The sequence below is a fragment of the Pseudophaeobacter flagellatus genome (genome assembly GCF_021228235.1).
Lineage (GTDB): Bacteria > Pseudomonadota > Alphaproteobacteria > Rhodobacterales > Rhodobacteraceae > Pseudophaeobacter > Pseudophaeobacter flagellatus.
The window spans coordinates 1-22,998 of the sequence record NZ_JAJQRG010000018.1 but is presented as its reverse complement, the minus strand read 5'-3'; the positions used below and the strand labels follow the sequence as shown (position 1 = coordinate 22,998).

The 22,998-nt window shown below is 59.2% G+C and carries 22 protein-coding genes and 5 pseudogenes; 9 read left to right on the top strand and 18 right to left on the bottom strand.

The features are described from left to right. From LRK71_RS20225 to LRK71_RS20190, 8 genes and pseudogenes are all read right to left on the bottom strand, one after another. Positions 1 to 354, bottom strand: a pseudogene (locus LRK71_RS20225) (DUF3732 domain-containing protein); the annotation flags it as partial. Positions 355 to 778: 424 nt separating this feature from the next. After that, on the bottom strand, positions 779 to 1,744 hold the full coding sequence (locus LRK71_RS20220; RefSeq protein ID WP_332460296.1) for an ABC transporter ATP-binding protein: 966 nt from the start codon (positions 1,742 to 1,744) through the stop codon (positions 779 to 781). Next, positions 1,741 to 2,766 carry an ABC transporter ATP-binding protein gene (locus tag LRK71_RS20215; RefSeq protein ID WP_232405764.1) on the bottom strand — a complete coding sequence of 342 codons (1,026 nt, stop codon included), beginning with the start codon at positions 2,764 to 2,766 and terminating at the stop codon, positions 1,741 to 1,743. The genes LRK71_RS20220 and LRK71_RS20215 overlap by 4 nt, the downstream gene beginning before the upstream one ends. A 14-nt stretch (positions 2,767 to 2,780) precedes the next feature. Next, positions 2,781 to 4,265: a chlorohydrolase family protein gene (locus LRK71_RS20210; RefSeq protein WP_232405761.1), complete on the bottom strand. Its 1,485-nt coding sequence runs from the start codon at positions 4,263 to 4,265 to the stop codon at positions 2,781 to 2,783. Then, the gene (locus tag LRK71_RS20205) at positions 4,262 to 5,458 is read right to left on the bottom strand and encodes an amidohydrolase family protein (protein WP_232405760.1); all 1,197 of its coding nucleotides are present in this window, start codon (positions 5,456 to 5,458) and stop codon (positions 4,262 to 4,264) included. The genes LRK71_RS20210 and LRK71_RS20205 overlap by 4 nt, the downstream gene beginning before the upstream one ends. 12 nt (positions 5,459 to 5,470) lie before the next feature. After that, entirely contained in the window at positions 5,471 to 6,421 is a 951-nt protein-coding gene (locus tag LRK71_RS20200) for an ABC transporter permease (protein WP_232405759.1), read from the bottom strand. Beyond that, complete coding sequence (locus LRK71_RS20195; protein WP_232405758.1) at positions 6,418 to 7,389, bottom strand: ABC transporter permease; 972 nt, start codon at positions 7,387 to 7,389, stop codon at positions 6,418 to 6,420. Before LRK71_RS20195 ends, LRK71_RS20200 begins: the two co-directional genes overlap by 4 nt. A 66-nt stretch (positions 7,390 to 7,455) precedes the next feature. Further along, positions 7,456 to 9,027: an ABC transporter substrate-binding protein gene (locus tag LRK71_RS20190; protein ID WP_232405757.1), complete on the bottom strand. Its 1,572-nt coding sequence runs from the start codon at positions 9,025 to 9,027 to the stop codon at positions 7,456 to 7,458. Between the two features lie 274 nt (positions 9,028 to 9,301). Here LRK71_RS20190 and LRK71_RS20185 point away from each other — a divergent pair, with 274 nt between their 5' ends. Genes LRK71_RS20185 through LRK71_RS20175 form a run of 3 tightly spaced genes read left to right on the top strand, consistent with a single transcriptional unit; the run spans position 9,302 to position 11,360 of the window. Continuing rightward, positions 9,302 to 10,000, top strand: a complete 699-nt coding sequence (locus tag LRK71_RS20185) for a GntR family transcriptional regulator (RefSeq protein WP_232405756.1) — start codon at positions 9,302 to 9,304, stop codon at positions 9,998 to 10,000. Positions 10,001 to 10,017: 17 nt separating this feature from the next. Further along, positions 10,018 to 10,701 carry a flavin reductase family protein gene (locus LRK71_RS20180; protein ID WP_232405755.1) on the top strand — a complete coding sequence of 228 codons (684 nt, stop codon included), beginning with the start codon at positions 10,018 to 10,020 and terminating at the stop codon, positions 10,699 to 10,701. After that, on the top strand, positions 10,656 to 11,360 hold the full coding sequence (locus LRK71_RS20175) for an aspartate/glutamate racemase family protein (protein WP_332460294.1): 705 nt from the start codon (positions 10,656 to 10,658) through the stop codon (positions 11,358 to 11,360). Before LRK71_RS20180 ends, LRK71_RS20175 begins: the two co-directional genes overlap by 46 nt. A 191-nt stretch (positions 11,361 to 11,551) precedes the next feature. On the opposite strand, the pseudogene LRK71_RS20165 reads toward LRK71_RS20175, so the two are convergent. The 5 genes and pseudogenes from LRK71_RS20165 to LRK71_RS20145 all read right to left on the bottom strand — a co-directional run. Then, positions 11,552 to 11,659, bottom strand: a pseudogene (locus LRK71_RS20165) (IS5/IS1182 family transposase); the annotation flags it as partial. 293 nt (positions 11,660 to 11,952) lie between these two features. Continuing rightward, complete coding sequence (locus tag LRK71_RS20160) at positions 11,953 to 12,297, bottom strand: metallophosphoesterase (RefSeq protein ID WP_332460297.1); 345 nt, start codon at positions 12,295 to 12,297, stop codon at positions 11,953 to 11,955. Between the two features lie 96 nt (positions 12,298 to 12,393). After that, positions 12,394 to 12,659, bottom strand: a pseudogene (locus LRK71_RS20155) (ABC transporter permease subunit); the annotation flags it as partial. An 8-nt stretch (positions 12,660 to 12,667) separates the two neighbouring features. Further along, positions 12,668 to 12,847 (bottom strand): ATP-binding cassette domain-containing protein, encoded by a 180-nt coding sequence (locus tag LRK71_RS20535; protein WP_332460293.1) that lies wholly within the window; start codon positions 12,845 to 12,847, stop codon positions 12,668 to 12,670. A gap of 186 nt (positions 12,848 to 13,033) precedes the next feature. Further along, positions 13,034 to 15,034 (bottom strand): bifunctional metallophosphatase/5'-nucleotidase, encoded by a 2,001-nt coding sequence (locus LRK71_RS20145; protein WP_232405752.1) that lies wholly within the window; start codon positions 15,032 to 15,034, stop codon positions 13,034 to 13,036. A 380-nt stretch (positions 15,035 to 15,414) separates the two neighbouring features. Here LRK71_RS20145 and LRK71_RS20140 point away from each other — a divergent pair, with 380 nt between their 5' ends. Further along, complete coding sequence (locus LRK71_RS20140) at positions 15,415 to 15,870, top strand: phage protease (RefSeq protein WP_332460292.1); 456 nt, start codon at positions 15,415 to 15,417, stop codon at positions 15,868 to 15,870. 563 nt (positions 15,871 to 16,433) lie between these two features. Then, a pseudogene (locus LRK71_RS20135) lies at positions 16,434 to 16,607 on the top strand (integrase core domain-containing protein); the annotation flags it as partial. A 1-nt stretch (position 16,608) separates the two neighbouring features. On the opposite strand, the gene LRK71_RS20130 reads toward LRK71_RS20135, so the two are convergent. From LRK71_RS20130 to LRK71_RS20115, 4 genes are all read right to left on the bottom strand, one after another. Beyond that, positions 16,609 to 17,082: an autotransporter domain-containing protein gene (locus tag LRK71_RS20130; RefSeq protein ID WP_232405751.1), complete on the bottom strand. Its 474-nt coding sequence runs from the start codon at positions 17,080 to 17,082 to the stop codon at positions 16,609 to 16,611. 439 nt (positions 17,083 to 17,521) lie between these two features. Next, positions 17,522 to 17,857, bottom strand: a complete 336-nt coding sequence (locus LRK71_RS20125; RefSeq protein WP_232405750.1) for an ectoine synthase — start codon at positions 17,855 to 17,857, stop codon at positions 17,522 to 17,524. Between the two features lie 15 nt (positions 17,858 to 17,872). Continuing rightward, positions 17,873 to 18,073: a DUF1059 domain-containing protein gene (locus LRK71_RS20120; protein ID WP_232405749.1), complete on the bottom strand. Its 201-nt coding sequence runs from the start codon at positions 18,071 to 18,073 to the stop codon at positions 17,873 to 17,875. Between the two features lie 18 nt (positions 18,074 to 18,091). After that, entirely contained in the window at positions 18,092 to 18,499 is a 408-nt protein-coding gene (locus LRK71_RS20115; protein WP_232405748.1) for a GFA family protein, read from the bottom strand. A gap of 143 nt (positions 18,500 to 18,642) precedes the next feature. Between LRK71_RS20115 and LRK71_RS20110 the strand changes: the two genes are divergently transcribed. Then, positions 18,643 to 19,503: a LysR family transcriptional regulator gene (locus LRK71_RS20110; RefSeq protein ID WP_232405747.1), complete on the top strand. Its 861-nt coding sequence runs from the start codon at positions 18,643 to 18,645 to the stop codon at positions 19,501 to 19,503. Here LRK71_RS20110 and LRK71_RS20105 read toward each other — a convergent pair. Beyond that, a complete protein-coding gene (locus tag LRK71_RS20105) occupies positions 19,489 to 20,382 on the bottom strand; it encodes a LysR substrate-binding domain-containing protein (protein ID WP_232405746.1) in 894 nt (297 codons plus the stop codon). The two genes, LRK71_RS20110 and LRK71_RS20105, sit on opposite strands and share 15 nt — an antisense overlap. A gap of 113 nt (positions 20,383 to 20,495) precedes the next feature. Between LRK71_RS20105 and LRK71_RS20100 the strand changes: the two genes are divergently transcribed. The 3 genes and pseudogenes from LRK71_RS20100 to LRK71_RS20090 all read left to right on the top strand — a co-directional run bounded on the left by LRK71_RS20100 (position 20,496) and on the right by LRK71_RS20090 (position 22,518). Beyond that, positions 20,496 to 21,302, top strand: coding sequence for an alpha/beta hydrolase (locus LRK71_RS20100; RefSeq protein WP_232405745.1), 807 nt, complete (start codon positions 20,496 to 20,498; stop codon positions 21,300 to 21,302). Positions 21,303 to 21,383: 81 nt separating this feature from the next. Beyond that, a pseudogene (locus LRK71_RS20095) lies at positions 21,384 to 21,551 on the top strand (transposase); the annotation flags it as partial. 19 nt (positions 21,552 to 21,570) lie between these two features. Beyond that, positions 21,571 to 22,518, top strand: coding sequence for a DMT family transporter (locus LRK71_RS20090; RefSeq protein ID WP_232405744.1), 948 nt, complete (start codon positions 21,571 to 21,573; stop codon positions 22,516 to 22,518). Positions 22,519 to 22,998: the final 480 nt, after the last annotated feature.

The following is a 22,998-nucleotide window of genomic DNA, read 5'->3' as shown; positions in this document are numbered from 1 at the left end:
CTGGTCAGCGCAATCCGCACCGCATCTTGCCGGGATTCGTCCGTCCGTTTCAGTCCCATAGTCAGTCTCCTTTGTTGCAGTAAATGCTATCAAAGGAGCGGCATCAAACCGTGACAGGTCCAGTAAATTACCTCTGGCAAGTATGGTTTCATTGCTCACTGCGGCAAAGACCTTTCGTACGCCCTCAACGTCTTCATCCCGCCATTCCGGCTCTACTTCGTCTGCATGTACTCCTTTGGGGAAGTAAACTTGACTTGGTTGGTCGTAGATCAGGAAGCCAGGAACAGGATGCGAGGGCGTCTTCAAAAAGAAACGCTGAAGCGCAAGAGAGATCGACACATGATAAGCTAGCCAGTTTGCACCACTAACAGGTCTGAAATGTCTCTTTCATCCAGGCCAGCTTCTCGCAGCGTCGTTGCCATGGTGTGTCGCAGGCCCTTCATGGTCAGACCAACACCAACCAGTTTTTCGTTTTCGAGTTTTTTTCAGGCGGTGCCACGAAGAGGACAGGCACCGAAAGCGACGGCCAAACATATTCAGCTCCCATAATGGATACAAATCCGAAGATAGCAAATCTGGCACTTTCTTGGCGCACCCCGCAATATAGTGCCGAGGATGGGCTCGGCACCATGGGTAGTATGCATGAAGCGGGCTCGTCGCTTGTTGCGATCAGCAAAGAAACTCCAGCAGGCACCACCGTCATCGGAAGCGGTGTATACACGCAGTGAATCTTTCACGTAATTTGTGCAACAAAGCCCCCCAGCGCGCCCGCCAGGCCTCAGCCTGCCAGTAGACAGGCTGCCTGGTGCCCGTCTGCAAGATGCCTCAGTGGTGGCACCGTTTCCCGGCAGGCCTCGGTGGCCAGCGCACAGCGCGGATGAAAGGCGCAGCCCACGGGCGGGTTCAGCGGGCTTGGCGGCTCGCCGTTGTCGACACAGCGGTCGCGCTTAGGGGCATGGATGTCGGGTATCGTGTTCAGCAACAGTTGCGAATATGGATGCAGTGGCTGACTGAACAGCGCCTCGACCGGGGCCATCTCGACGATGCGCCCTAGATACATTACCGCAATCATATCAGACATATGGCGCACCACGCTCAGGTCGTGGCTAATGAACAAATAGGTCAGCCCCAGCTCCTGTTGGAGCCGCCGCATGAGATTCAGGATCTGGGCCTGAACCGACACGTCCAGCGCCGAGGTCGGCTCATCACAGACCAGCAGCTCCGGCTCACAGGCCAGCGCCCGCGCAATTGAAATGCGCTGCCGCTGGCCACCGGAAAACTCATGCGGAAACTTGCGAGCATCATCCGCCGCCAGTCCCACCGTGCGCAGCAGTTCCTCGACGCGGGCCGTGGTCTCGGCCTCGCTGCTACGAAGTCCCATCTCGCGGATTGGCTCAGCGATGATGTCGCCGATACGCCAGCGCGGATTCAGGCTGGAGTGCGGATCCTGAAAGATCATCTGCACTCGCACGGGCCGCCCTTCGGTGCCGCTGCCAAGACGGATGTCGCCCCCGCTGGTGGCATAAAGTCCGGTCACCAGCCGCGCCACTGTGGATTTACCGCAGCCGGATTCACCGACGATGCTGAAGCAACTGCCGCGGGCGATGGTGAAGCTGACCTCATTTACCGCGTTCACCAGCAATCGCGGTTTGCCTTCCAGCACACGATTCAGCCAGGGCGCGGAAACGTCAAAGCGTTTCGAGACCCGGTCGACAGTTAGGATTGGATCATTCATCTGCATCATTGGGTACCTCCATCCTGAATGAAACAGGCCGCTTCGCTGCGCGCCGCCGAAACCAAATGCGGCCGTTCGGACAGGCAGCGCGGTCCGGCCTGCGGGCAGCGCGGGTGAAAGGCACAGCCTGAGGGGCGCGCGTTCAGCCGCGGCATGGCACCGTCGATCTGCGCTAGGGTGCCGCTGCGCGCGTGCAGGCTGGGTATCGCAGCCATCAGCCCGCGGGTATAGGGGTGCTGCGGATCATGCAGCACGTCTTCGACCCGACCGGTTTCCACCACCCGACCCGAATACATCACCGCCACCCGGTCGGCGGTCTCCGCAATCACGCCCATGTCGTGCGTGACCAACATGATGCCAGTACGGTGTTCGTCGCACAGCCGTCGCAGCAGCGTGGTGATCTGCGCCTGGATCGAGACATCCAGTGCCGTTGTCGGCTCATCCGCGATGATCAGCCGCGGCTCGGCTGCCAGCGCAAGCGCAATCACCACCCGCTGCCGCATCCCACCGGAGAACTGGTGCGGGTATTGCTTCAACCGCTCTTCGGGGGCGGGGATGCCGACCTCGCGCAGCAGCGTCACCGCCTTTTGTTGCGCGGCCTCGCGCGGCATCGGCTTGTGAAGGCGGATGGTTTCGATCAGCTGTGCCCCTATAGAGAACAGCGGGTTCAGTGCAGTCAGCGGGTCCTGGAAGATCGCGCCCATCTCCCGACCGCGTACACGGGTCAGTTCGTCCTCCGTCAGGGTGTCTACCCGGCGGCCGCCAACCCGGATTTCGCCCTTGGCGATCCGCCCCGGTGCCTCCAGCAGACCGAGAACCGCAAGACCGGTGATGGACTTGCCTGCACCGGATTCCCCGACCACTCCCAGGATCTCTCCCGGTGCGATCTGGATCGAGACATCATCGATGGCAGTCAGCAACCCGCGCCGGGTCGGAAATTCAACGGTCAGGCTGTCGACCTCCAGTGCTGGCGTCCCCTCGGGCACGGGCTGGCTGCCAGGATCCTGCGGTGCAAGCGCTTGCCTCAGCATCATCTCATCTTCCTTCACGTCTGGGGCCGCATCAGCGGCGGATATGTCGGGGGAAAGATCTCGGCCACCGGCGGGTGGCCAACAGTGCGGTCAGGGTATTTGGCCAAGAGACCGTCGAACTGCGCCTGAGCGCGGCGGCGGGCGCTCGCCATGTCGATACCGGCAACCGCGCCATCGCGCATCGACAGGCGGCCATCGACGATGGTGGCCTTTGTCACCCGGCCGGTGGCGCCCAGGATCAACGTCTGAACCGGGTCGATGGCCGGTGCCATGGCGCTGTCCTGCAGGTCAAACACAGCGAGGTCCGCCCGCCCCCCGGCTCGCAGCACACCAATGTCATCCCGGGCGAGTGCCGCAGCGCCGCCCAAAGTGGCAGCATCGAACATTTCAGCCGAGGTGATGGTGGTCAGATCGCCCTCCACCATCCGGCACATCATCATGCCCACCGCCATGTTCAGCACCATGTCCGGCGGCGCGGTATCGGTGCCCATGGCGATGCCGATCCCCCGGTCGCGCAGACGACGGAATGAACGCAGCGCGCCGCCGTGCCGCGCCGAGACCAGCGGACAATGCACGACACTGACGCCGTGGCTGGCATAAAGATCAAGGTCGGAATCATCCGCCACTGTGGCATGCGGCGCCAGCAGCCGGTCATTCAGCAGCCCCAGGCTGCCCAGCCACTGCGGTGCGCTCATACCATACAGCCGCTGCACGGTGTCCCGCTCCATCTGGCCCTGCGCCATATGCAGCCGCACCGGGCAGTTCAGGTCCTCAGCCGCAGCCATGGTGCGGCGCAGCAGATCTTCTGTACAGGTCTCCACCCGGTCGGGTGCCAGCAGCGACGAGATCAGATCATGCCCCTGCCATTTTGCGGCAAAGCCGATAGCAGCGTCGAGGCCTGCCATGCCGCGCGCCTTGTCGAACTCGGCCGTCAGGCGACCATCCGCCTCGGCGAGCATACCACCGCTGCGGTATGCCGGGCCAAGCCAGACCCGCAGGCCCAGATCCTCTGCCGCCTCGGCGGCAGCAGTGAACTCGGCAACCGTCTCGCCCCACTCGCGGTAGAACAGCGAGGCAATCGGCGCGGCACTGGTGATCCCGTTCAAAAGCAGCTGGCCAAAGGCAAAACGCTTCTGAAAGGCCAGCTCCTCGGGGCTGTACATCTCATATGGGCCGCGATCGACATAAGAGCGTGGCCAGACCCGACCTTTCTTGTTGCCGGGCCAGTTGTCATGCGCCAGCAGTGTGGTGTCGAGATCCGAGAGCGCGTCGAGATCAACAAAGCCCGGCGCAATCAGCGCCTGCCCCATGTCGTACCGGGCGGCGACCTCGCCTTCGAATGCGGCACCCACGTGGATCACCTGGCCACCCTCGATCACCACCTCGCCATCCGGCACCAGATGGCGACCGGACGGGGTGTCGGCAATCACCCAGGCCGCCCGCAGCGCCCAGCGGCCGGGCGGGCGCGCGCCCAGCGGCAGATCGGAAAAGCGGCTCATGGGGCCTCCATCAGGGGCTTGCCGTCGCGCGCAGTCACATGACCGCCTTTGACCACCAGCTGGCGCGGCGCGTGGTTGACGACTGCCTGCACAACGGTTTCACCACGTACCAGCACCACATCACCTGGCGCCCCGACCTCCAGTGCGCGGCGCGGCTTGGCCATTGCCTCGGCACCGCCGCCAGCGCAGATATCAAGCGCAGTCTTGACCTCGCTGTCCATGCGCAGGTTATTGCGCAGGCCGATGAACTTGGCGCGTTCCAGCATGTCGCCATTGCCATAAGGCCCCCAGGTGTCCTGGATGCCGTCATTGCCGGCGCCAATGCGGATGCCATGCGCCATCAACTGCTTGACCATCGGTGCAGGCGAAGAGGCCGGCGCAGTGGTCATGATGCGCACATCCAGTGCCGCCAGCCGCGCCAACATGGCCTCCACCCGCTGGTAATCGTTCATCCCCAGGCAGAACGCATGGGAGATGGTGACCAGCCCGGTCATGTCCAGTGCCTCGGCGCGGGTCAGGATTTCCTCCATCGAGAACATGCCCATTTCGCCACGTTCATGCAGGTGGATGTCCACGCCCTTCCCATGCTTCTCGGCCAGATCGAAGACCACGTCGAGGTGCCCTTTAGGGTCGCGGTCGACGCCGCAGGGATCCAGCCCTCCTACCAGGTCGGCTCCCATCGCCAGCGCCTGATCCATCAGTTCGGCGGTGCCCTCGCGGATCGTCAGCCCGGATTGCGGAAAGGCCACGGTCTCGATCTCGACCACATCGGCCAGCTTGTCGGCGGTCTGCATCACGCCTTCCAGCGCGCGCAGGCCGCCGTCGGTGTCGATGTCCACATGGCTGCGGATCAACGTCGCGCCATAGGCGGCGGTCTGCAGTGCATGTCGCATCGACTGCACATGCGGATCCAGCCCCAGCCGCGCTTTCATCGCGCGTTCGTTATCGATCATCGCCATCAGATTGCCGCCGCCGATATCGTTCTTGTACCAGAGCCAGCCAATCAACGACTTGTCGAGATGGGTGTGGGCATCCACCAGCCCCGGAATGGCGATCGCCCCCACAGCGTCTTCGGTGGCCACGCCGGGGGCCTCCAGCCCGGGCGCGATTTCGGAAATCCGGCCGTCCCGGATCAGGATGTCGGTGCGTTCGCCATCACCGATGTGTGCATTTTTTATCAGAAGCGAAGTCATCAAAGTCGTCCTTTAGCGGAGTTTCGGGTTGAGCGCATCGCGCAGCCAGTCGCCCAGCATGTTCACGGCTACCACCAGGATACACAGCTGGACCGAGGGGAAGAGTACGATCCACCAAGATCCTGAGAACAGATACTGGTTGCCGACCCGGATCAGCGTCCCCAGCGAGGGTTGGTTCGGCGGCATTCCGACGCCGAGAAACGAGAGGGTCGCCTCAATCAGGATCGCGAGTCCAAAGTTCAGCGTTGCCGCCACGAACACCGGAGTCAGCGTATTGGGTAGGATATGCTTCAGCATCAGCCGCCGTCCTGGCGTGCCCACCAGCCGCGAGGCCTGCACATATTCCTTGCGCCGCTCCACCATGGTCTGGGCCCGCACGACACGGGCGTATTGCACCCAGGAATACAATGCGATGGCGAGCACCAGCACCGCAGCAATGCCAGCCTCGCGCAGTTCTGGCGGCAGCAGCGCCTGCGCAACAGAGCTAACCAGAATGGCCGCCAAGATGATTGGGATCGACAGTAGCACATCGCCAATGCGCATCAGCACGTTGTCGACCCAGCCGCCATAGTAACCGGCGGCCAGCCCGGCCAATAGGCCAATCGCCAGCGATACCGCGACGGAGGCAATTCCGATGAAGATCGAAATCCGCGTACCATAGAGAATACCCGACAAGATGTCGCGTCCCTGCACATCGGTGCCCAGGATGAATGGCATCTGCCCGCCCTGCATCCACACCGGCGGCAGTTCAGCGTTCCAAAGCTCCAGCGCCGCCAGATCATAGGGGTTCTGCGGTGCCAGCACCGGTGCCAAAAATGCGGTCACGATCACAAAGGCCAGCACCGTCGCCGCGCCGACCGCGGATTTCGAGTTCTTGAAGCTCCACCACAGATCACTGTCGGCAAACCGGGCCAGTCGGCCGTGAATGGTTGCGGGAGCGGTTTGGGGTCGGGTATCAGTCATTTGTCAGCTCCGCGGAGGCGGGGGTCGATCACTGCATAGGTAATGTCGACCAGGGCATTGAGGGTGACGAAGATCAGCGCGACGATGCAGAGATAACCCGCCATGATTGGTACATCGACAAACGTCACCGCTTGGATGAACAGCAGCCCCATGCCGGGCCACTGGAACACAGTTTCGGTCACCAGCGCGAAGGCGATCAGCCCACCGATCTGCATGGCGGTCATGGTGACCACCGGCATCAGGCAATTGCGCAACGCATGGCGGAAATTGATAGCGCGGGCTGGAATGCCGCGGGCTCGGGCGAACTTGATGAAATCGGTGCGCAGCACCTCCAGCATCTCGGCCCGCACCAGCCGCATCACCAGGGTGATCTGGAACAGCGACAGTGAAAGCGCGGGCAGGATGATAGACATGCGCCCCGACGTTGTCAGCAGCCCGGTCGACCACCATCCCAGGTCCACTGTCTCGCCACGACCAAAGGCGGGGAACCAGCCAAGCCAAACCGAAAAGATCAGGATCAGGCCAATGCCAACCACAAAGCTGGGTAGCGAAATGCCGATGATCGACGTGAATTGCAGCGTTTCCGCATACCAGCGCTGGCGGTGAATGGCGGTGAGCACTCCCAGCGGAATGCCGACAATCAGCGAGATCAGCGTTGCCACGATCACCAGCTCAAAAGTTGCAGGGAAGCGTTCTGCGATCATCGCCAGCACGTCCTGCTGGTTGCGGAAGGAAATGCCGAAATCTCCCTGCGCCGCGTTTTTGACAAAGGTGGTGAACTGGACGATGAACGGATCATCCAACCCAAGCTTGGCGCGCAACGCATCCCGCTGAGCTTGGGTTGCCTGCTCGTTCAGCATCAACTCAACCGGATCTCCGACAAAGCGAAAGATCATGAAGGCGATAAAACTGACGGAGAGCATCACGAAGATTGCGTTCGCCGTCCGCTTGATCAGAAAAGCCAGCATCGGTGCTTCTCCCCTGTAGTGTTAAAAATGCGGGGCAACCCCTAATGGCGCTGCCCCAGTCGGGGATTATCGGGTCACGAACCACATCCGCGGCTTGTTGTCCGGGAACTGCGGAAAGTCCTCAAAATCTGCCGATACCGCCCAAGCCATCGGTTGCTGATGCAGTGGCATCATCACGATTTCCTCCTTGGCGATGCGCAGCGCCTCGGTCTCCATCGACAGGCGCTTTTCGCGATCCAACTCGACCGACGCCGCCTGGGTCAGCTTGTCGATCTCCGGGTAGGACCAATTGCCCCAGTTAAATACGCCGGAGTTGCCCTCCTTGCTGTGCAGCATCTGCACCAGGATCGAATAGGTATCCAGCATCGGCAGTGTCGCCCAGCCGATGGTATAGACATCCGCCTTGCCGCCCGCACGCTTGGGCGTCTGCTTAGCGGTTGGGCCGATGTCCAGACGCGGGCTCAGCCCGATCCGCGACCACATTGAGGCAATCGCCTGGCAGAATTGCTCTTCGTTGACATAGCTTTCGTTGGTGCAAACGAACTCGAACTCAAAGCCATCCTCGTATCCAGCCTCAGCCAGCAGCGCTTTCGCTTTTTCCGGGGCGGCCGACACGACAGTGTCCAGCGCTTCGGAGTATCCGGGGATTGAGGGAGCAACCAGCGTACCGGCGTTGCGGGACTTGCCGCGCATTACGCGAGATTGGATCAGATCCATATCCACCGCCAATTGCATCGCCTGGCGCACGCGCAGGTCATTCAATGGATTTTCGCCACCAGCCACCAGCTCATCGCGGCGGTTGAAGCCCAGCATTACGGTGCGCAGATCGGTGCGTTCCAGCACCTTCAAATTTGCCGCCGCCGCCAGACGTGGAAGATCCTGAACCGGGGCGCTATCCACGAAATCAACCTCACCGGACAGCAGCGCAGCAACGCGGGTAGCCGCAGAAGTGACAGGCTGGAATTCGATCCGGGTCAGATTGTGCTCTGGCTTGTCCCACCAGCCCTCGTTGACGGTCAACACCGTCTGCGCCTCGGGGGTGCGGCTTTCCAAAACAAACGGGCCCGTGCCATTGGTATTGAAGGTGGCGTAACCCTCCACGCCGACGCTGACATCCGTCGGCATCTCGGCGTTGTTGTCGACCAGCCAGTCCTTGTCGAAAATGTGAATGTTGGTCAGGTCGTTTAGCAACAGCGGATATGCGCCGGTCAGCTCGATGTCGATGGTGTAGTCATCGACTACTGTAGCGCTTTTGTAGGCCGGCAGGTTCCCCTTCAACGGCGAGGTTTCGTGGCTGACGCGAGTCAGCGAAGCGAGCACATCCTCGGCGGTGAAGGTGTGGCCGTTGTGGAATGTCACGTCCTTACGCAGGCTGAAGCGCCAGGTGGTTGGCGAGATGACTTCCCAGCTTTCTGCCAACCCCGGCTTGATCTTCAGGTCGCGATCAAAGCGCACCAGCCCTTCGTAGATGTGGTTGAGGAAATTGATCGTGTAACTGTCGCCGTAGGAATAAGGGTCGAGCGAGACAATGTCGCGCGGCGCGCCCCAGCGAAGGGTCTCCGCCGCTGCGGTCGAGGCGAGCGTTGCCGCCGCCATACCGCCCAAAAGCGCGGCCTTCAGTCCAGTCTTCGAGATCATTTTGTGGTCTCCCTGTTGTGAATACAAAATTCGTTATTATTGCATCCATTTTGAATGCGGCTTTCTCTGAGCCTTTGTTGCGGTATCCGCAGCACCCGGATCCCCCAGGCGTTGAGGTGAGGTTATGATCTGGATTTCTTTCTGTCTACAAAAATGTTTACAGATTGTATTCAATTATTGTATCCAACACAAAGCAACTGAAAGCTGCTAGTTTCACAAAAGCCTCAGGCCGCCGCCTGAAAGCGCTTAAATTTCAAGCATGAGAGCACAGTAAATGTACAAATCATCGACCCGCAGCTTTCCAGTTTACGATTCCCTGCGCCAAGCCATCATTGAGCAGGCGCTAAAGCCCGGCGTGAAACTTCCCGAAGATTCGATTGGCGAAACTTTTGGTGTAAGCCGCACGACTGTACGCAATGCGCTGGTCCGCCTAGACGCCGAAGGGTTGGTAGACCTGCAGCCGAATCGCGGTGCTTCGGTGGCGGAACCCACCATTGAGGAGGCCTATGACATCTTTGAAATGCGTCAGTGCCTTGAGCGTGAGGTGATTCAGCGCCTGTGTAAGATGGATCCCAAGCCCATCGTCAAAACGCTAAAGGCACATTTGAAGGAAGAAGAGAAATACCTGGGCAAGGATTCGACCCGCTCGATCCGTTTGGCCGGCGAGTTTCACATCCTCTTGGCAGAACTGACGGGCTCCAAGATACTTGCCAACTACGTCAATGAAATCGTCTCACGCTGCTCGCTGATCCTGGCGCGGTTTGCACAAGTCCACTCCGCCGAATGCGGCGTCGAGGAACACGCCGAACTGATAGCCGCTCTGGCCGAGGGAGACGCCGAACGCGCCAACGCCTGCATGCACAGCCATCTGCACGGGGTGCAAGATCGCGCCCTGCTCAACCCCGAAGACGCCCAGTCCGACAACGTCGCCGCGATTCTGTCACGTTATCGACCAACCAAGACAAAACCCTAGACTATGGAAGATCCGCCATGACTGACGACATCCAGCCCGCAACAGGGCAAACACGATTCGACTTCGCCGAGCTTACACCGCGCGAACGCTACAAGCTGCTGATCGGGGCGGTGGTGCCGCGCCCAATCGCTTGGGTGACAACGGTCAACGAGGCGGGCATTGCCAATGCCGCGCCCTACAGTTTCTTCAACTGCCTATCCTCCGACCCGGCCATCCTGGCCATCGGTGTCGAAAACCACGCGGATATGCGTTTCAAGGACACCGCCCACAATATCAGGGTGACGGAAGAATTCACCGTCAACATCGCTGCGCATGCTAACCTGCACGCGATGAACGCAACTGCGGTGCCCTTCGGCCCCGAGATCGACGAAATCGCGGAAGCCGGGCTGACCATGCTGCCGGGCGAGTTCGTCTCCTGCCCGCAGATCGCCGAAGCCCCGGTGCGGTTCGAATGCCGCCGCCACACCACGCTCAACATCGGCAAATCGCGCGAGATCATCTTAGGCGAGGTGCTGGCCATGCACAGTCACCCAGGCCTGGTGAACGACCGCCACCATGTCGACCCGGCGGCGCTGGATGCGCTCGGACGCATGGGCGGCCATGGGTACTGCCGTTCTAACCAGACTTTTGATCTTCCGACCATGTCGCTGGAAGAATGGGCCGCCTTCACCAGCCGCCAAAGCGAAGGCCTGCGCGGATGAGGCTCTGTTTCGTAAACCCGAATTCCACCGTAGAAATGACCGAGCGCATGGTAGACCAAGCTCGCGGTCTCGCGCCCCGCGACTTTGTTATCACAGGCGTCACCAACACCGCCGGGCCGGCCTCAATTCAGGGCCAGGCCGATGGCGAAGCCGCAGAACTGGGCACGCTTTCTCTGCTGGCTGATGGCGGCTTCGACCTGGGGGTGATCGGCTGTTTCGACGACACCGGCTTGCCGATTGCCCGATCTCGCAGCGCCATGCCGCTTGTGGGGCTGGGCGAGGCAAGTTTCATCAGTGCGCATGACCGGGCTGAGCCTTTTATCGTCATGACCACGTCCCATTTATCGGTGCCGGTACTTGAGGCCAACATCGCAAGCTACAAGCTGCGGCGTCATTGCCTCGGCGTTTTTGCCTCAGGTGTCCCGGTGCTGGATTTCGAACACGACAGAGCAAACGCCAAAGAACGGCTGGTCGCGCAGGCCAGACGACGCTGCGCAGAATATACGCAGACCCGTACGCTTGTCCTAGGATGTGCCGGCATGGGCGGTTTGGCTGCGGATCTGTCGCAAGAACTGAACCTTACCGTCGTCGACCCCATTGAAGCAGCGCTATCCCTTGCCCGGAAACAGCTACAGAATGCCAGTGAAATTAGTGCCTAGGGGCACGATCCACTAGCAGTAGATGACTAAAGCCAAGAGGGCGATTTCTGACCGGAATACCTTCGCGCACCTGTCGTAGCGTGGTGCAACGTGCCTTCAGTTCTTGAACCTGTCAAACATGATCTCGATACGGTTGGGCATTGTTGCAGAACAGCTTCTTGAGACATGATGGCCCCTTTCCCCAAACTGTCTCACCCTATGGGCTCGGTAACAGGTACACCAAGCGCAGTGTAGCGATTGAGGATGGCAATGCGGACCTGAATTTCCGCAACCTGGCGGTCGAAGCCCTTCGTTATGAGGCTTTAGCGAAAGGCGGTCGCAGCGCCCAACTCTTGCGTCAGCAATAAGATCAGATCGGAGCTCTCCCTCAAAACTATGCATAAGCAGCCCTGCGCCACTCTCAATCCAGCTGAGCGGCGCCTGGCCTTCCGGGTCCAGCATGATGCTATGAGAGGCCACCGGCGCAATCGCAAAGGGATGTCCTGCAAACAGCCCATGGCTGAGGCGGTGAAAATGCCCGCAAGCGATCAGCACGGCTCCTTCGTGGTTGTGCAGCAGAGCGGCAAGGCGTTCAGGAGCGTGCAATCCGATTTCATACATAGCCTTGATACCCGCCTTGATCGGCGGGTGATGCAGGAACAATATGGCAGCGCGGCCAGTCCTGCGCTGGCAAGCGAGCGCGCATGGCTGCGCGGTTGTCATGGTTGCCTGGAATGGCACGCCACGGCAGAGGGCAGTCCTGCATCAGTTCGACAAAATGATCATAGGCCGCAGGACATCCCGTTTCAGTCAGATCACCTGAAACCACGATCTGTGCAACCGGTTCAATCCTGGGCAACAGATCGCCCAACCCCTGCAATAGCCTCCGCAACGCCGACGCAGTGTCGATACGCGCCTGAAACAGCTGCCCTTTGGGCATGATATGAGGATCTGAAATTTGCAGGATCTTAGCCTTATCTACATCCTTTTCAACGGGGCCTATGGCCTTGGTCTATTTGACGCCCACGGTCAGGAGCGCCTGAAAAAGTTGCCACTAGAAGACCAGGAGTAGAACCAGAAAGGGGCAATAACGATCACGGTCGCGGCCCAAATGACGGATATATCAACTCCGTTTTCGGGCGCCCCAATGAGCGACAAGCCCACGGTCAGTAGTCGTGTACTTTCGGAATTTGTGACAATCAATGGCCATACGGAATTACTCCAGTGGGTCGAAACTGAAACCAGCGCATAGGCCAGATAGGTAGGCCTTGCCGCCGGAACATAGACCCGCCACAATACGCCAAGGGTTGAACATCCCTGCCGACAATTTAAATGCGCCCCTCTTGCGGCTGTTGCGGGCCGGAAACCAGTCCCAACAAGGTGGATTTTCCGCGGCCAGACAGCCCGAGGATCGACAAGAACCGCCCTGCTGCAGGGTCCGGCTGATCGCCCTGCACGCCCCCTTCGCCATTCCACTGACGGCTAATATTCTCCAGTGTTAGACACACTCATGCCACCTCTCCTGCGACAATCAACTGTTTGGCCAAAGGTCGCAGCAAAGGGTACAACCCTAAGCATAGGTAGGGTTTTATCACCTCGGGCGAACTGTGTGCATCAACGGCAGCTCTGCGTAGAGAAAGCCCCGGCCGGTGCGCCCGGGCGGGGCTCTTGGTTCCTCTGGGTAAGCGTGACGGTTAGACGATGGTCAAACGTCCATCCAGCCGCGCGGCTTCGGCGCTTATGCCGCCATCCTGGCGGATATGGGCAATGATCTCGTTTCGATAGACCAGACCGCTTTCCTCGTAATCCAGACCGCGTAGGTCCATGCCCGGGATCTGGCCGGGCACCCCGGCGCCGATGGCCTTACCGTTCCAAGCTTCAGAGAAACCGCCAAGCCGAACGTAGCTGTTGAAGGCCACGCGGAACCGGCGTTCGGGCATGCTGGCGAGTGGCTGGCCATGCAGGGTGATTTCCTCGGCGCGGGCTTCGCCGACGCTGTCACCCAGCACCAACCGATAGCGCAACCCTTCAGAGAAATGCAGGAAACCGCGAGAGATGAAGCCGCTGAGATCAAGGGCATCGGCCTCTTCAGGACGCACGATGCGCTTTGCGTTTGATTGCACCATCTCAAGAACCTGCGCACCGGTCATGGTGGCGATATGCACCTGGTCGGCATAGGGCATCACGTCGTACCAGCTGCCGAAGGACAGCGGCCCCTGCGCCACGCCTGACAGAATTGCAGTGGCGTTGAACAGGGCCAGATCGACGGCACCATTGGCAAAGCCAGCAGAGCGTTTCACCAGCGCATCGTTCATGAAGTTCAGCAGCGCGTTTTCCCCGATATAGCGCTCGGCCTCGACGGTCGCGGTGCTGACGGCGTCACCTGCGGTGACGGTGCCGATGGTCTCAGCCAACTTGCTTTGCAGTGCGAAACGCAGCGGCGCAACATGGGTCTCTTCAAAGGCGGCATCGAAATCGCCATCCTTTTCAAGGGCCCCGAACTTCGGATCATCGGCGGCGACCCGGTCATCGCGGGGTTTGATCGGATGCAGGCCAACATGTGTGAACCAGCCCTTGCGTCCCTGATCCGCCGCCAGCGACATGGTGATCTCACCCAGGTACTTCCCGTTTGCCTCAGCCTGGGTCATCAGAACGCCTTCGATAATGTTATCGGGGTTCAGGCCTTCGGCGTTCAGCCGGGTGTGAGAATGCCCCCCGATAAGGACCACGGGTTTGTCCGTCAGAAGACCTGCGGCGGCCGCGATGTCGAAATCGCCCTCGCCGATCGAGCGCTCCGCGCCGGCCTTGCCCGACCGGCTTTGGCCGGTGCCGTAGCCGCAGTGGGACAGAATTACAACGACATCGCAGATCTGCGAAAGCGCCGGCATCACGTTGCGGACGGCCTCGACCGGGCTGGCGACCCCCATGTCGGGATCGTCGGGCTGGCCGATGCGGGTGTCAACCTGGGTGGTCAGCCCGATGAAGCCAATGCGCAGACCCTTCACCTCGGCCACGGCAGCGGCGGTGTAGTCACGGTCGCGCGTGATATGCGCAGAACTGTGGACATTGGCCGACAGCAGAGGAAAGCGGGCGTCCCGTTCGATCCCGATGCGCAGCATCTCGGCGCCACGGTCGAATTCATGGTTGCCCAGTACCGCGACATCGACACCGGCGGCCGAGTTCACCCGATAGCCCGCATCAGCGACGAATTCTTCGGGCGCCCAGCCCAGAAGTTCGTCAAAGACCGAGCCGGTATGATCGTCGCCCCCTCCCAGCAGCAGCACGACCTCGTTCTCAGCGGCAGCGGCGCGGGTGTCCTGCATCCGGCGCGCGATCTGAGACATGCGATGCGTGTCGCCGCGCTTGTCGTCCATATCGGTGATGTGGTTGTGCATGTCGTTGAAGTGCATCAGCCGCAGCACCCGGCGCGCGCCCGGCTCCATCGTGGGGGAGGGCACCGGGTTCCCGGCCTCTGTCACGATCTGACGGATCGGCCTGGCAAGCGGATCGCCGTGCAGCAGGAAGAGGCGCTCGATCATGCCATTCGGGTTCGGCGTGGCGGGCACCAGCAGCAGTTCGCCCGCAGAGGCCTGCGCATTGGCCCGAAAGGCGACGATTGACGAGAGGGCGGCAAAACCTGCGGCGCTGGTGGTCAGGAACGCGCGGCGCGACAAACCATATTTTGCGTGAGCCATATTTTTGTCCTATTGGTAAAAGAGTTAACCCCGGCAGTACCTCCGGCGCTTAAAGGATATGTGACGGGGTCATGTCATCCTCGTGAAGGTCCCGAGATTCCCCTTTCTTGGTACGCCCGGATCTTTCTGCCGGGCGCATCAGGGCGCTTTGACATGGACCTGCCTTGCCCTATTGACGACATGCGCCATGCTTGAACACGGGCTGCCATATGAGATTGATGCCATTGCGGCGTGCCTGACGGGTGATCTATCTCAACGCTGCTAATGCGTATCTGGGATATGGTGCCGCCCTGTGGTTCTCTTGCGTGAGTGCGATGCCGCTACGCGATCACGGCACATTCGGCGTGACCCGTTATTAGATCGGTGTGGCGAGCCGCCCCATGATGAGGGGCGGTAGTTACTCATTCGTTCAGCTCGTCAACGCCCCGGGCCTTTCCCCGTTTTTCGGCGAGCCTTCAGGCGACCCGATACTCCTCCGCGCCACGCATGAAGCGGTCTTCTTGCGTGCGGCAGAACTGCGCGCCAGCCGCACTGGCAGCGGTCAGAAAAAGCGCGGTCAAAGACAGGGCTGCGATGGGTTTGTTCGGTCAGCTAATGCTGTTTTTCCCTTTCGCGCTATCAGCTGGCAGTTTCAGAACCGCAACGTAGCACACTGGCACAAGGAAAATCCCCAGCACCGCCGAAGAGGTCATGCCCCAAAGGGCCTGCCTGCTCCGGCGCGTGGCTGGATCACAGCCACGCAAGCCCGTAATGACGGGATCTGGGGGCGAGTTGAATGGACCGGCACCACACTGTTTCCCACAAAATTCCCTACTTTCGCATTTGTATTGTTCTGATCGCTGCAATCTGGTGACCTTTGCAGGCGCTCCCGGATGGCCCGGACATGTTTGGGTATGAGGGGAGGCTTCTGGCCTGGCCGTTTTGACAAGAGGCATGGCGTATCGTACGTGAAGATATGAAGTTGATTGCCATAATTTTCTTGTCTTTTTGTGTTTTTGCTGCCGCGCTGGCGTTCTTCGTCTGGCCACGATCCGCTCAAATAAAGCACTACACGGCTGAGGAGCTAGCAGGAGCTACCTGTGAAGAGCTTGGCGCAAGGCACGAGGAGGTCATCTTTGCATATCACGATGCCGAGATTGCTTACTTCAGAAGAGCAGGTGTGTTTCATGATGACCTCGGCCTTCCGCAAGAAGATGTAGTGCCAATTGTTGTTCTCATGAGGCGGTTCATGGAGGACAACGAAATAAAAGAAACCGACCTAGCAGCGCCTTTGTCTCCTTCAATAACATTCCAGAGTTCCAAGTTTTATTATGAAATATCCGCCATATGTGCAGCAAACCCCTTGCTCGGGGCGGTTGCGGCAATGCGGCAAGCGGCAAAAAAACTCAACCTGATTAATTATCTGCACGCTTGGGAGACCGGATCAGAAGCCAAAGCTGGCGTCAGATAATGGGTGGAGTTCTACAACCACAAGCGCCCACATTCTGCCCTTGGCGGCAGACCTCCCGCTGTGATCTATTGGCAGCGAAATGAAGAAACCAACACCGATCAGCAGGTGCAAAGAGTAGCTTAATTTACGCCAAAACCTGTCCAAACATTCGGGAGTAGCTCACCTCCAACTCAACCCGCATGCGACCCCCTTCGTAATCGGGGGATATCGTAGAGGCAAAACCGTTCCCTCCGGTATGCGACCATATGCCGGACACACCGCCCAAAAGCTCGAGTTCACCAGAGGTAACAGGTATCTCTCGTTTGAAACCCAGCCCGATTTCGATCTGCCCAAGGTTGATGCCCTGTCCGGGGATCGTGTTGCCCAGACTGTCGACATAGCTGTGCTGGTCGTCCGTCACATAGGAGGCATCGAAGAACGGATACAATGTTGTGGTCGGCCCGTAGGCATACTCCCCCGTCACCTTGAATTGTGCTAACACGCGCGTGGTGTCGAAGTCGTCTTCGTAGGTTCCGAAAGGAGAGATCGTGTTGCTGGTCTCACCATACAGAAGCCGCCCTTCGAAAAACTGGCTGCTCGGCGCTTTTGGCGACGACATAGGGGCCGACCATCCAACCTGTCCCGTCGACCGAGGCCACGCCGGTGTCTTCTGACAGATGGTCAAACTGCACCATCGCACCGATCAGAAGGTTGTCCCTTACTTTCCGGTGTGTACCAAAAGCGCCAAACATATACCGGCTCTCGCTGCTTGTGTTCGACGACCAGGAGGTCTGTGCCTGGATCCAGACCGGATAGTCCGGATTGCTAGCAAAGTTAAACTGGCCTTACCTCGCATTGGCCATCAGAACCTCTGGCAGAGATCTTCGCCTTCGCCAGCGTTTTGCGCCATGACGCCCTGAAACCATGCAATGTCCATGAGGTGCCCCTTGATGTTGTCAGGATCGTCTTGGCGGGCCGCCTCTTTGCTTCCTCATCCAGAACAGATCGAAAGGTTGAAGCCACGGAAATGACCACACGGCGTTGTGTTTTGCTTTGGATTAGGCGGATAATGGCGGGGAAAACGTGCAAATGACGCGCGTTCGTTCCGTAATCCGGATGCGGTGCTGGTCGTGGTTGTTCATGGCGTAAAGCGTTCCAGGCCGGATTTGGTACACGGTGCCGGTGTCCAGCTCTTCCACAGTGCCGCCGCCCTCCAGGCAATAGCAGGCCTCTAGGTGGTTCTTCTGCCAAAGGGTCATTTCGAACCCGGCTTCAAGGATGCTGTCGGTCAGGGTCACGCCCATGCCATCCTCGGCGTGCAAGAGGCGCATGGAATGCCATTTATCGCCGTAGGCTTCGCCCTTGGTGCCAAGCACATCCTCAAGGGTTTTCAAGATTATAGCCCCAGTTCACACATCAACTTCGCGGATCAGATTATCGAGGTAGTCGCGGGTCTCCTGATCCCAGTCGCTGGGGTTTTCGCCATGGGCAATCCGGGCGTGATGCCCCATCAACTTCCAGACTTCGTCCTTGGTTTCCGCAGTGACGCTGGCGGGGCAGGCTTCCATGCCCTCGCAGTCACGACAGGCGTAAGAATAGGCTTTTGTCATTGTATACCCTCCTTGGAGTCATTCGGGAAAGCCGTCGTAGTTGCGCATGTCCTCGTTGAACGTCACCCAATGAAGACGTTCTTTCAGATAAACATTTGATTCGGGCGTGATGGCATTCTGATCGTCAAGCGACGCGATGGTAATCGCCACATCGTTCCAGCCTTCACCGCGAAATGTGAGGGGCGAGCCGCAAGTCCTGCAAAACCCTCGCCAGGTGCCCGGAGAGGACTCATATTCGCTGATCTTTCCCTCGGTTACTGAGAAGTTGCTCGGATCGGACCCGAACCAGGGGACATAGGCGCCGCCAGTCGCGCGGCGGCAGTCGCTGCAATGACATATCCCGGAATATGTGTGGCGCCCTACCATCCTGTAGCGCACCGCACCGCATCGGCATCCGCCTTCGTGAATAATTTCAGTCCCCGTCATTGCGCATCCCCCATTCAGAATTTCTTGCACGAGCCCACAGGGGCATGACCAACCTTTCTCTAAAATATTGACGAAAACCATGGAAAATGCGACTCAGGAATTTATCATAAACATTAGGTGACCTAACAATGGATTGGCGATCCATGCCCTCGCTCAATGCGCTCAGAGCGTTTTCGGCGCTGGCCGAAACCGGCTCCTACACCAGGGCCGGCGAGACGCTGAACGTCACCCACGCTGCCGTAATGCAGCAGACAAAGGCACTCGAATCCTACTTTGGTATTCAGCTTGCAACACGGTCAGGGCGCGGCGTTGCGCTTACTGATGAGGGTCAGAAGCTGGCCCACGATCTTGCGGCAGGGTTTCGGCAGATCAGCCACGGAGTGGCGGCGCTGACCAATCTTCAGGAGATACGTCCCTTGCACGTCACGATGTCCCCGGTTCTTGCGGTCAAGTGGCTGATGCCCCGGTTGAGCGATTTCCAAGCCAGCCACCCTAACGTCACTTTGCTGCTGAATCCCAACGGAAAAATTGTTGACCTGGAAAGGGACGGCATGGATGTGGCTATTCGCTACAGCCGCTGGGAGGACCTACCGCAGGATGCTGACATCCTATTGATTCTCGACCTCGTGGTCGTCGGCACGCCGGGCCTTGTTGGCAGCGCGGAAATAACCAACCCCGCCGACCTTGTGCATCTGCCCTGGCTTATGGAACTTGGCACACGCGAGGTCCCTGACTGGTTCGACCGACACGGCGTCAAGCTGGACCGTCCCCTGATGATTTCACAAATGCCGGGCAATCTGATCATGGATGCGGTCAAGAGGAGTGACGGGATTACCTATACCGCTCGGCAATGGGTTCAGGATGAGGTCCGGTCAGGCGAACTTGTAGAGTTGTTTCCCGAAGAACAAACCGGCGTCTTCTACATCCACACCCGTCCCCGAGATGAACGCCGCGCGGTCCGGCAGTTTTCAAACTGGCTGCGAAACCAATCAAATCCACTCTGAAATGCGGCCCCTAAGCCAGTCACCGAACGCGGTCAGTCGCGGGTCCCGGAATGGTCCTTCCGGCACGGCCAGATGTATTCCCCGATCCAGAGTGATCTGTGTCTCGGAGAGGCAGACAAGCGAGCCATTGGCAAGCTCGTTGCGGATCAGCGGCAGGTCCGCTAGCGCAACGGCGTTTCCAGCGAGCGCGAAATCAAGTGCCAGGGCACGCTGGTCGTGCCGGGACATTTTGCAGTCATCGGAGAGAGTTCGCCCCGCTGCCTTAAACCATTGGCTCCAGTAACGTTCCTGCCCTGCAACCGCTGCCAATGGAAATTCAGCGATCTGCGCCGGTGTCATCGGCAGGTCATTTCCGTGAATCAGCGCAGGCGAAGTCACTGGCGCCACCCGGTCGAGATGAATCAGCTGCATATAGGCCCCCGGTCTGTCGCTGAGCCCGTAGCGCAACGCACCATCCAAATCGCGCTCGGCGAAATCCGCGATCTCATAACTTAGTTCCAGGTCCACACTCAGGCCGGGGAAAGCGGCGTGAAACTCTTCAAGATGGGGCAGTATCATCCTGTTGGCATAGAACGGCGTCACCGATATCCGGATGGTTCCGGTCATCACCTGCGCCCTGAACCGCGCCGAGGCCGACGCCACCTGGTCAAGTGCCAGCTCAAGCTCGGCCGCCAGAACGGCCGCTTCCTCGGTCAAAGCAACCTGACGGTTCAGCCGGTGAAACAACCGGGCACCGAAATGTTCCTCAAGCGCCTTGATCTGGTGACTGATCGCGGCCTGTGTAACGGACAGCTCGTTGGCAGCCTGCTTGAAGCTCAGGTGGCGCGCGGCCGCTTCAAAGGCACGCAAATGTTTGAGATTCGGCAGGCGTCTGGTCATAGCATCGCTTTAGAAAAACTTATCGATACTATGAATTCTTGTCGTTTGTCGTCAATCCATGCCGCATGCCAACCTTGGCCAGTCAATCAGCGATTTGGATACGAGGGCCGAAAATGAAAAGCTTCTACCTGGAAAACCACGATGCGTTCATGCGCTATCTGGAAACACCGCAAGACGGTCCTGCGATCATCTATCTGCCCGCGATCAGCTTTTCAGCAGCGGCGTCGTTTTTCGATGTGGTCACCCATGCAGATATGCCCCGGCACCGCGCATTGCTGATAGATTACCTTGGCTCGGGCGCCAGCGACCACCCAGACAGATTTGACTATTCGCTTGCAGGTCACGCAGCCTGCATCGCCGCGCTGATGGATGCCGCCGGGTGTCGTGGCGCCACGATCATGGGGCACTCCATGGGCGGATCGGTCGCCATCCAGCTTGCCATCACCCGCCCGGACCTCGTTGGCAACCTGATCGTCGGCGAAGGCAACGTAACCTCCGGTGGTGGCGGACTGGTCCGGCAGATCCTTGCGCATGACGAGGCAGAATTCATCGAAAGTGCCTTCCCGAAGATGCAAAGCAAAATTTTCACCAGCGCTCGAGACGGAGAGGCCATCGGCATCCGCCGCAACAATGTCTGGCAAAACGCAAGCGCGTTGGGTCTTTATCGAAACGCCCGGGCTCTGAGCGGAGTTCAGGACAGCATGCTCGATGATTTTCTGGCTCTGCCCATGAAGCGAACCTTTGTCTATGGCGAGAAAACCTTTCCCACCACACTCGACACCGTTGGCCCGGATACGCCGTCACCGGACCTGCTGCGCGAGAAAGATGTAGGCATCGCCATCATCCCTGGTGCCGGACATGGTCAGATGTTCGACAACCTTAACGGCTTCGTCGACATCTTGGCTAAAGTTGCTTTCTGACCTCACCAGCCGACCAGAGCTGGTCGCGGAAATTCGTGCCAGTTGTTAAGGTGGATCGCATGACGAAAGAAGTGATCCAGAATGAAGAAACGCAAGAACCATTCGCCTGAGTTCAAAGCCAAGGTTGCGCTTGAGGCGATCCGCGAGGAGATGACACTGGCGGAGCTGTCCAAGAAATACGGGTTGCATCCAACCCAGATCGGCACGTGGAAGCGGGCCCCGATAGAGAACATGGCGACAGCCTTCACGCGCCGGGGTTCGCTTCGCCATGGCCAATGCTGCTTCCGACATACCATCCACCGACCGTATCCTTGCCGGTATCGCCCTGATGCTGGGATTTTGCGTGACGGCCCCCCTGCTTGATGTGGCGGCCAAGCTGGCATCGAGTAGCGTTCCGGTGGGACAGATCACGGCTGCACGCTTTGTCGTTCAATGCGCCCTGATGGCGCCGGTTGTCTGGATCATGGGGCTGTCGCTGCGGGTGGCGCGGGGGCAATGGCTGGCGCTGCTGTCTCGGGCGGTGCTTTTGCTGAGCTCGACCTTTTGCTTCATCGCGGCGATCCGCGTCATGCCGCTGGCTGATGCGTTGGCAATCGTCTTCGTGGCTCCGTTCATTGTGCTTCTCGTGGGCAAGTTCTACCTGGGCGAAGATGTCGGCCCGCGCCGCGTGGGGGCGGCGATTGTGGGCTTTGTGGGTGTTCTGTTCGTGATCCAGCCCAGTTTCGCAGCCTTTGGAGCGGTGTCGCTGTTTCCGTTGGGCACGGCGGTGGGTTTCGCATTCTACATACTTGTGACACGAGGGCTGTCGCGGCGGATTCATCCCGTGACCCTTCAACTCCACACTGGTCTGATTGCCAGTCTGCTGTGTCTGCCGGTGATCTTGCTGGCCCAAGGCACGGGGTCCGAGCTGCTTGATCCCGTCTGGCCCAAGGGGATTGTATGGCTCTGGCTTCTGGGGGTCGGGTTTTTCGCCACCATGAGCCATATGATGATGACCTATGCGCTGTCGCTGGCGCCCTCGGCCACGCTGGCGCCACTGCAATATCTGGAACTACCGGTGGCAACCTTGCTGGGCTACCTGGTGTTCCGCGATTTCCCCAACGCGCTGACCCTGACCGGCATTGCCATCATCATCGGTGCGGGGTTTTATATGATCCACCGAGAAAGAGTCACCGCCCGCCAGTTGATCACTGAACGTGCCGCTCCGCCGATCTGAGTTAGCCTGCGATCTTCAATTACAAGGATCCTCAGCCGACAGACACTCCGGTTCGAGAACTCGCAGCATAGGACCGCTTCCAGCCCCTGACGGGCGTGGACCACGACTTCTGCATAAAGGAAAAAACTCAGCAGCGAGGGCGGGTTCCAGACGTTCACTGCAAACGAAAAGATGGTGTGCCAAATCATCAGAGCGGACCTTACCCCCGGATGAAGCTGATGACCGCAGAACATAACCAATGAGATTAGCAGCCTAAATGAAACTCTGATTCACTTGAAAAAGCTGTAAACTGGTCTCAAAACTAGGAGCACCTCTCTGTAAATCTAAATTGGGTTTTCTTCATTCAGTAGCTGCACGGGTAATCCCCCCTAAAATTAGTGGTGTTCAATAGTAGAATTTTCTCGGCAAGATATCTGAGGAGATTTACGATGAAGAACGGACGATACAGCGACGCACAGATCATGGCCGTGTTGAAGCAGG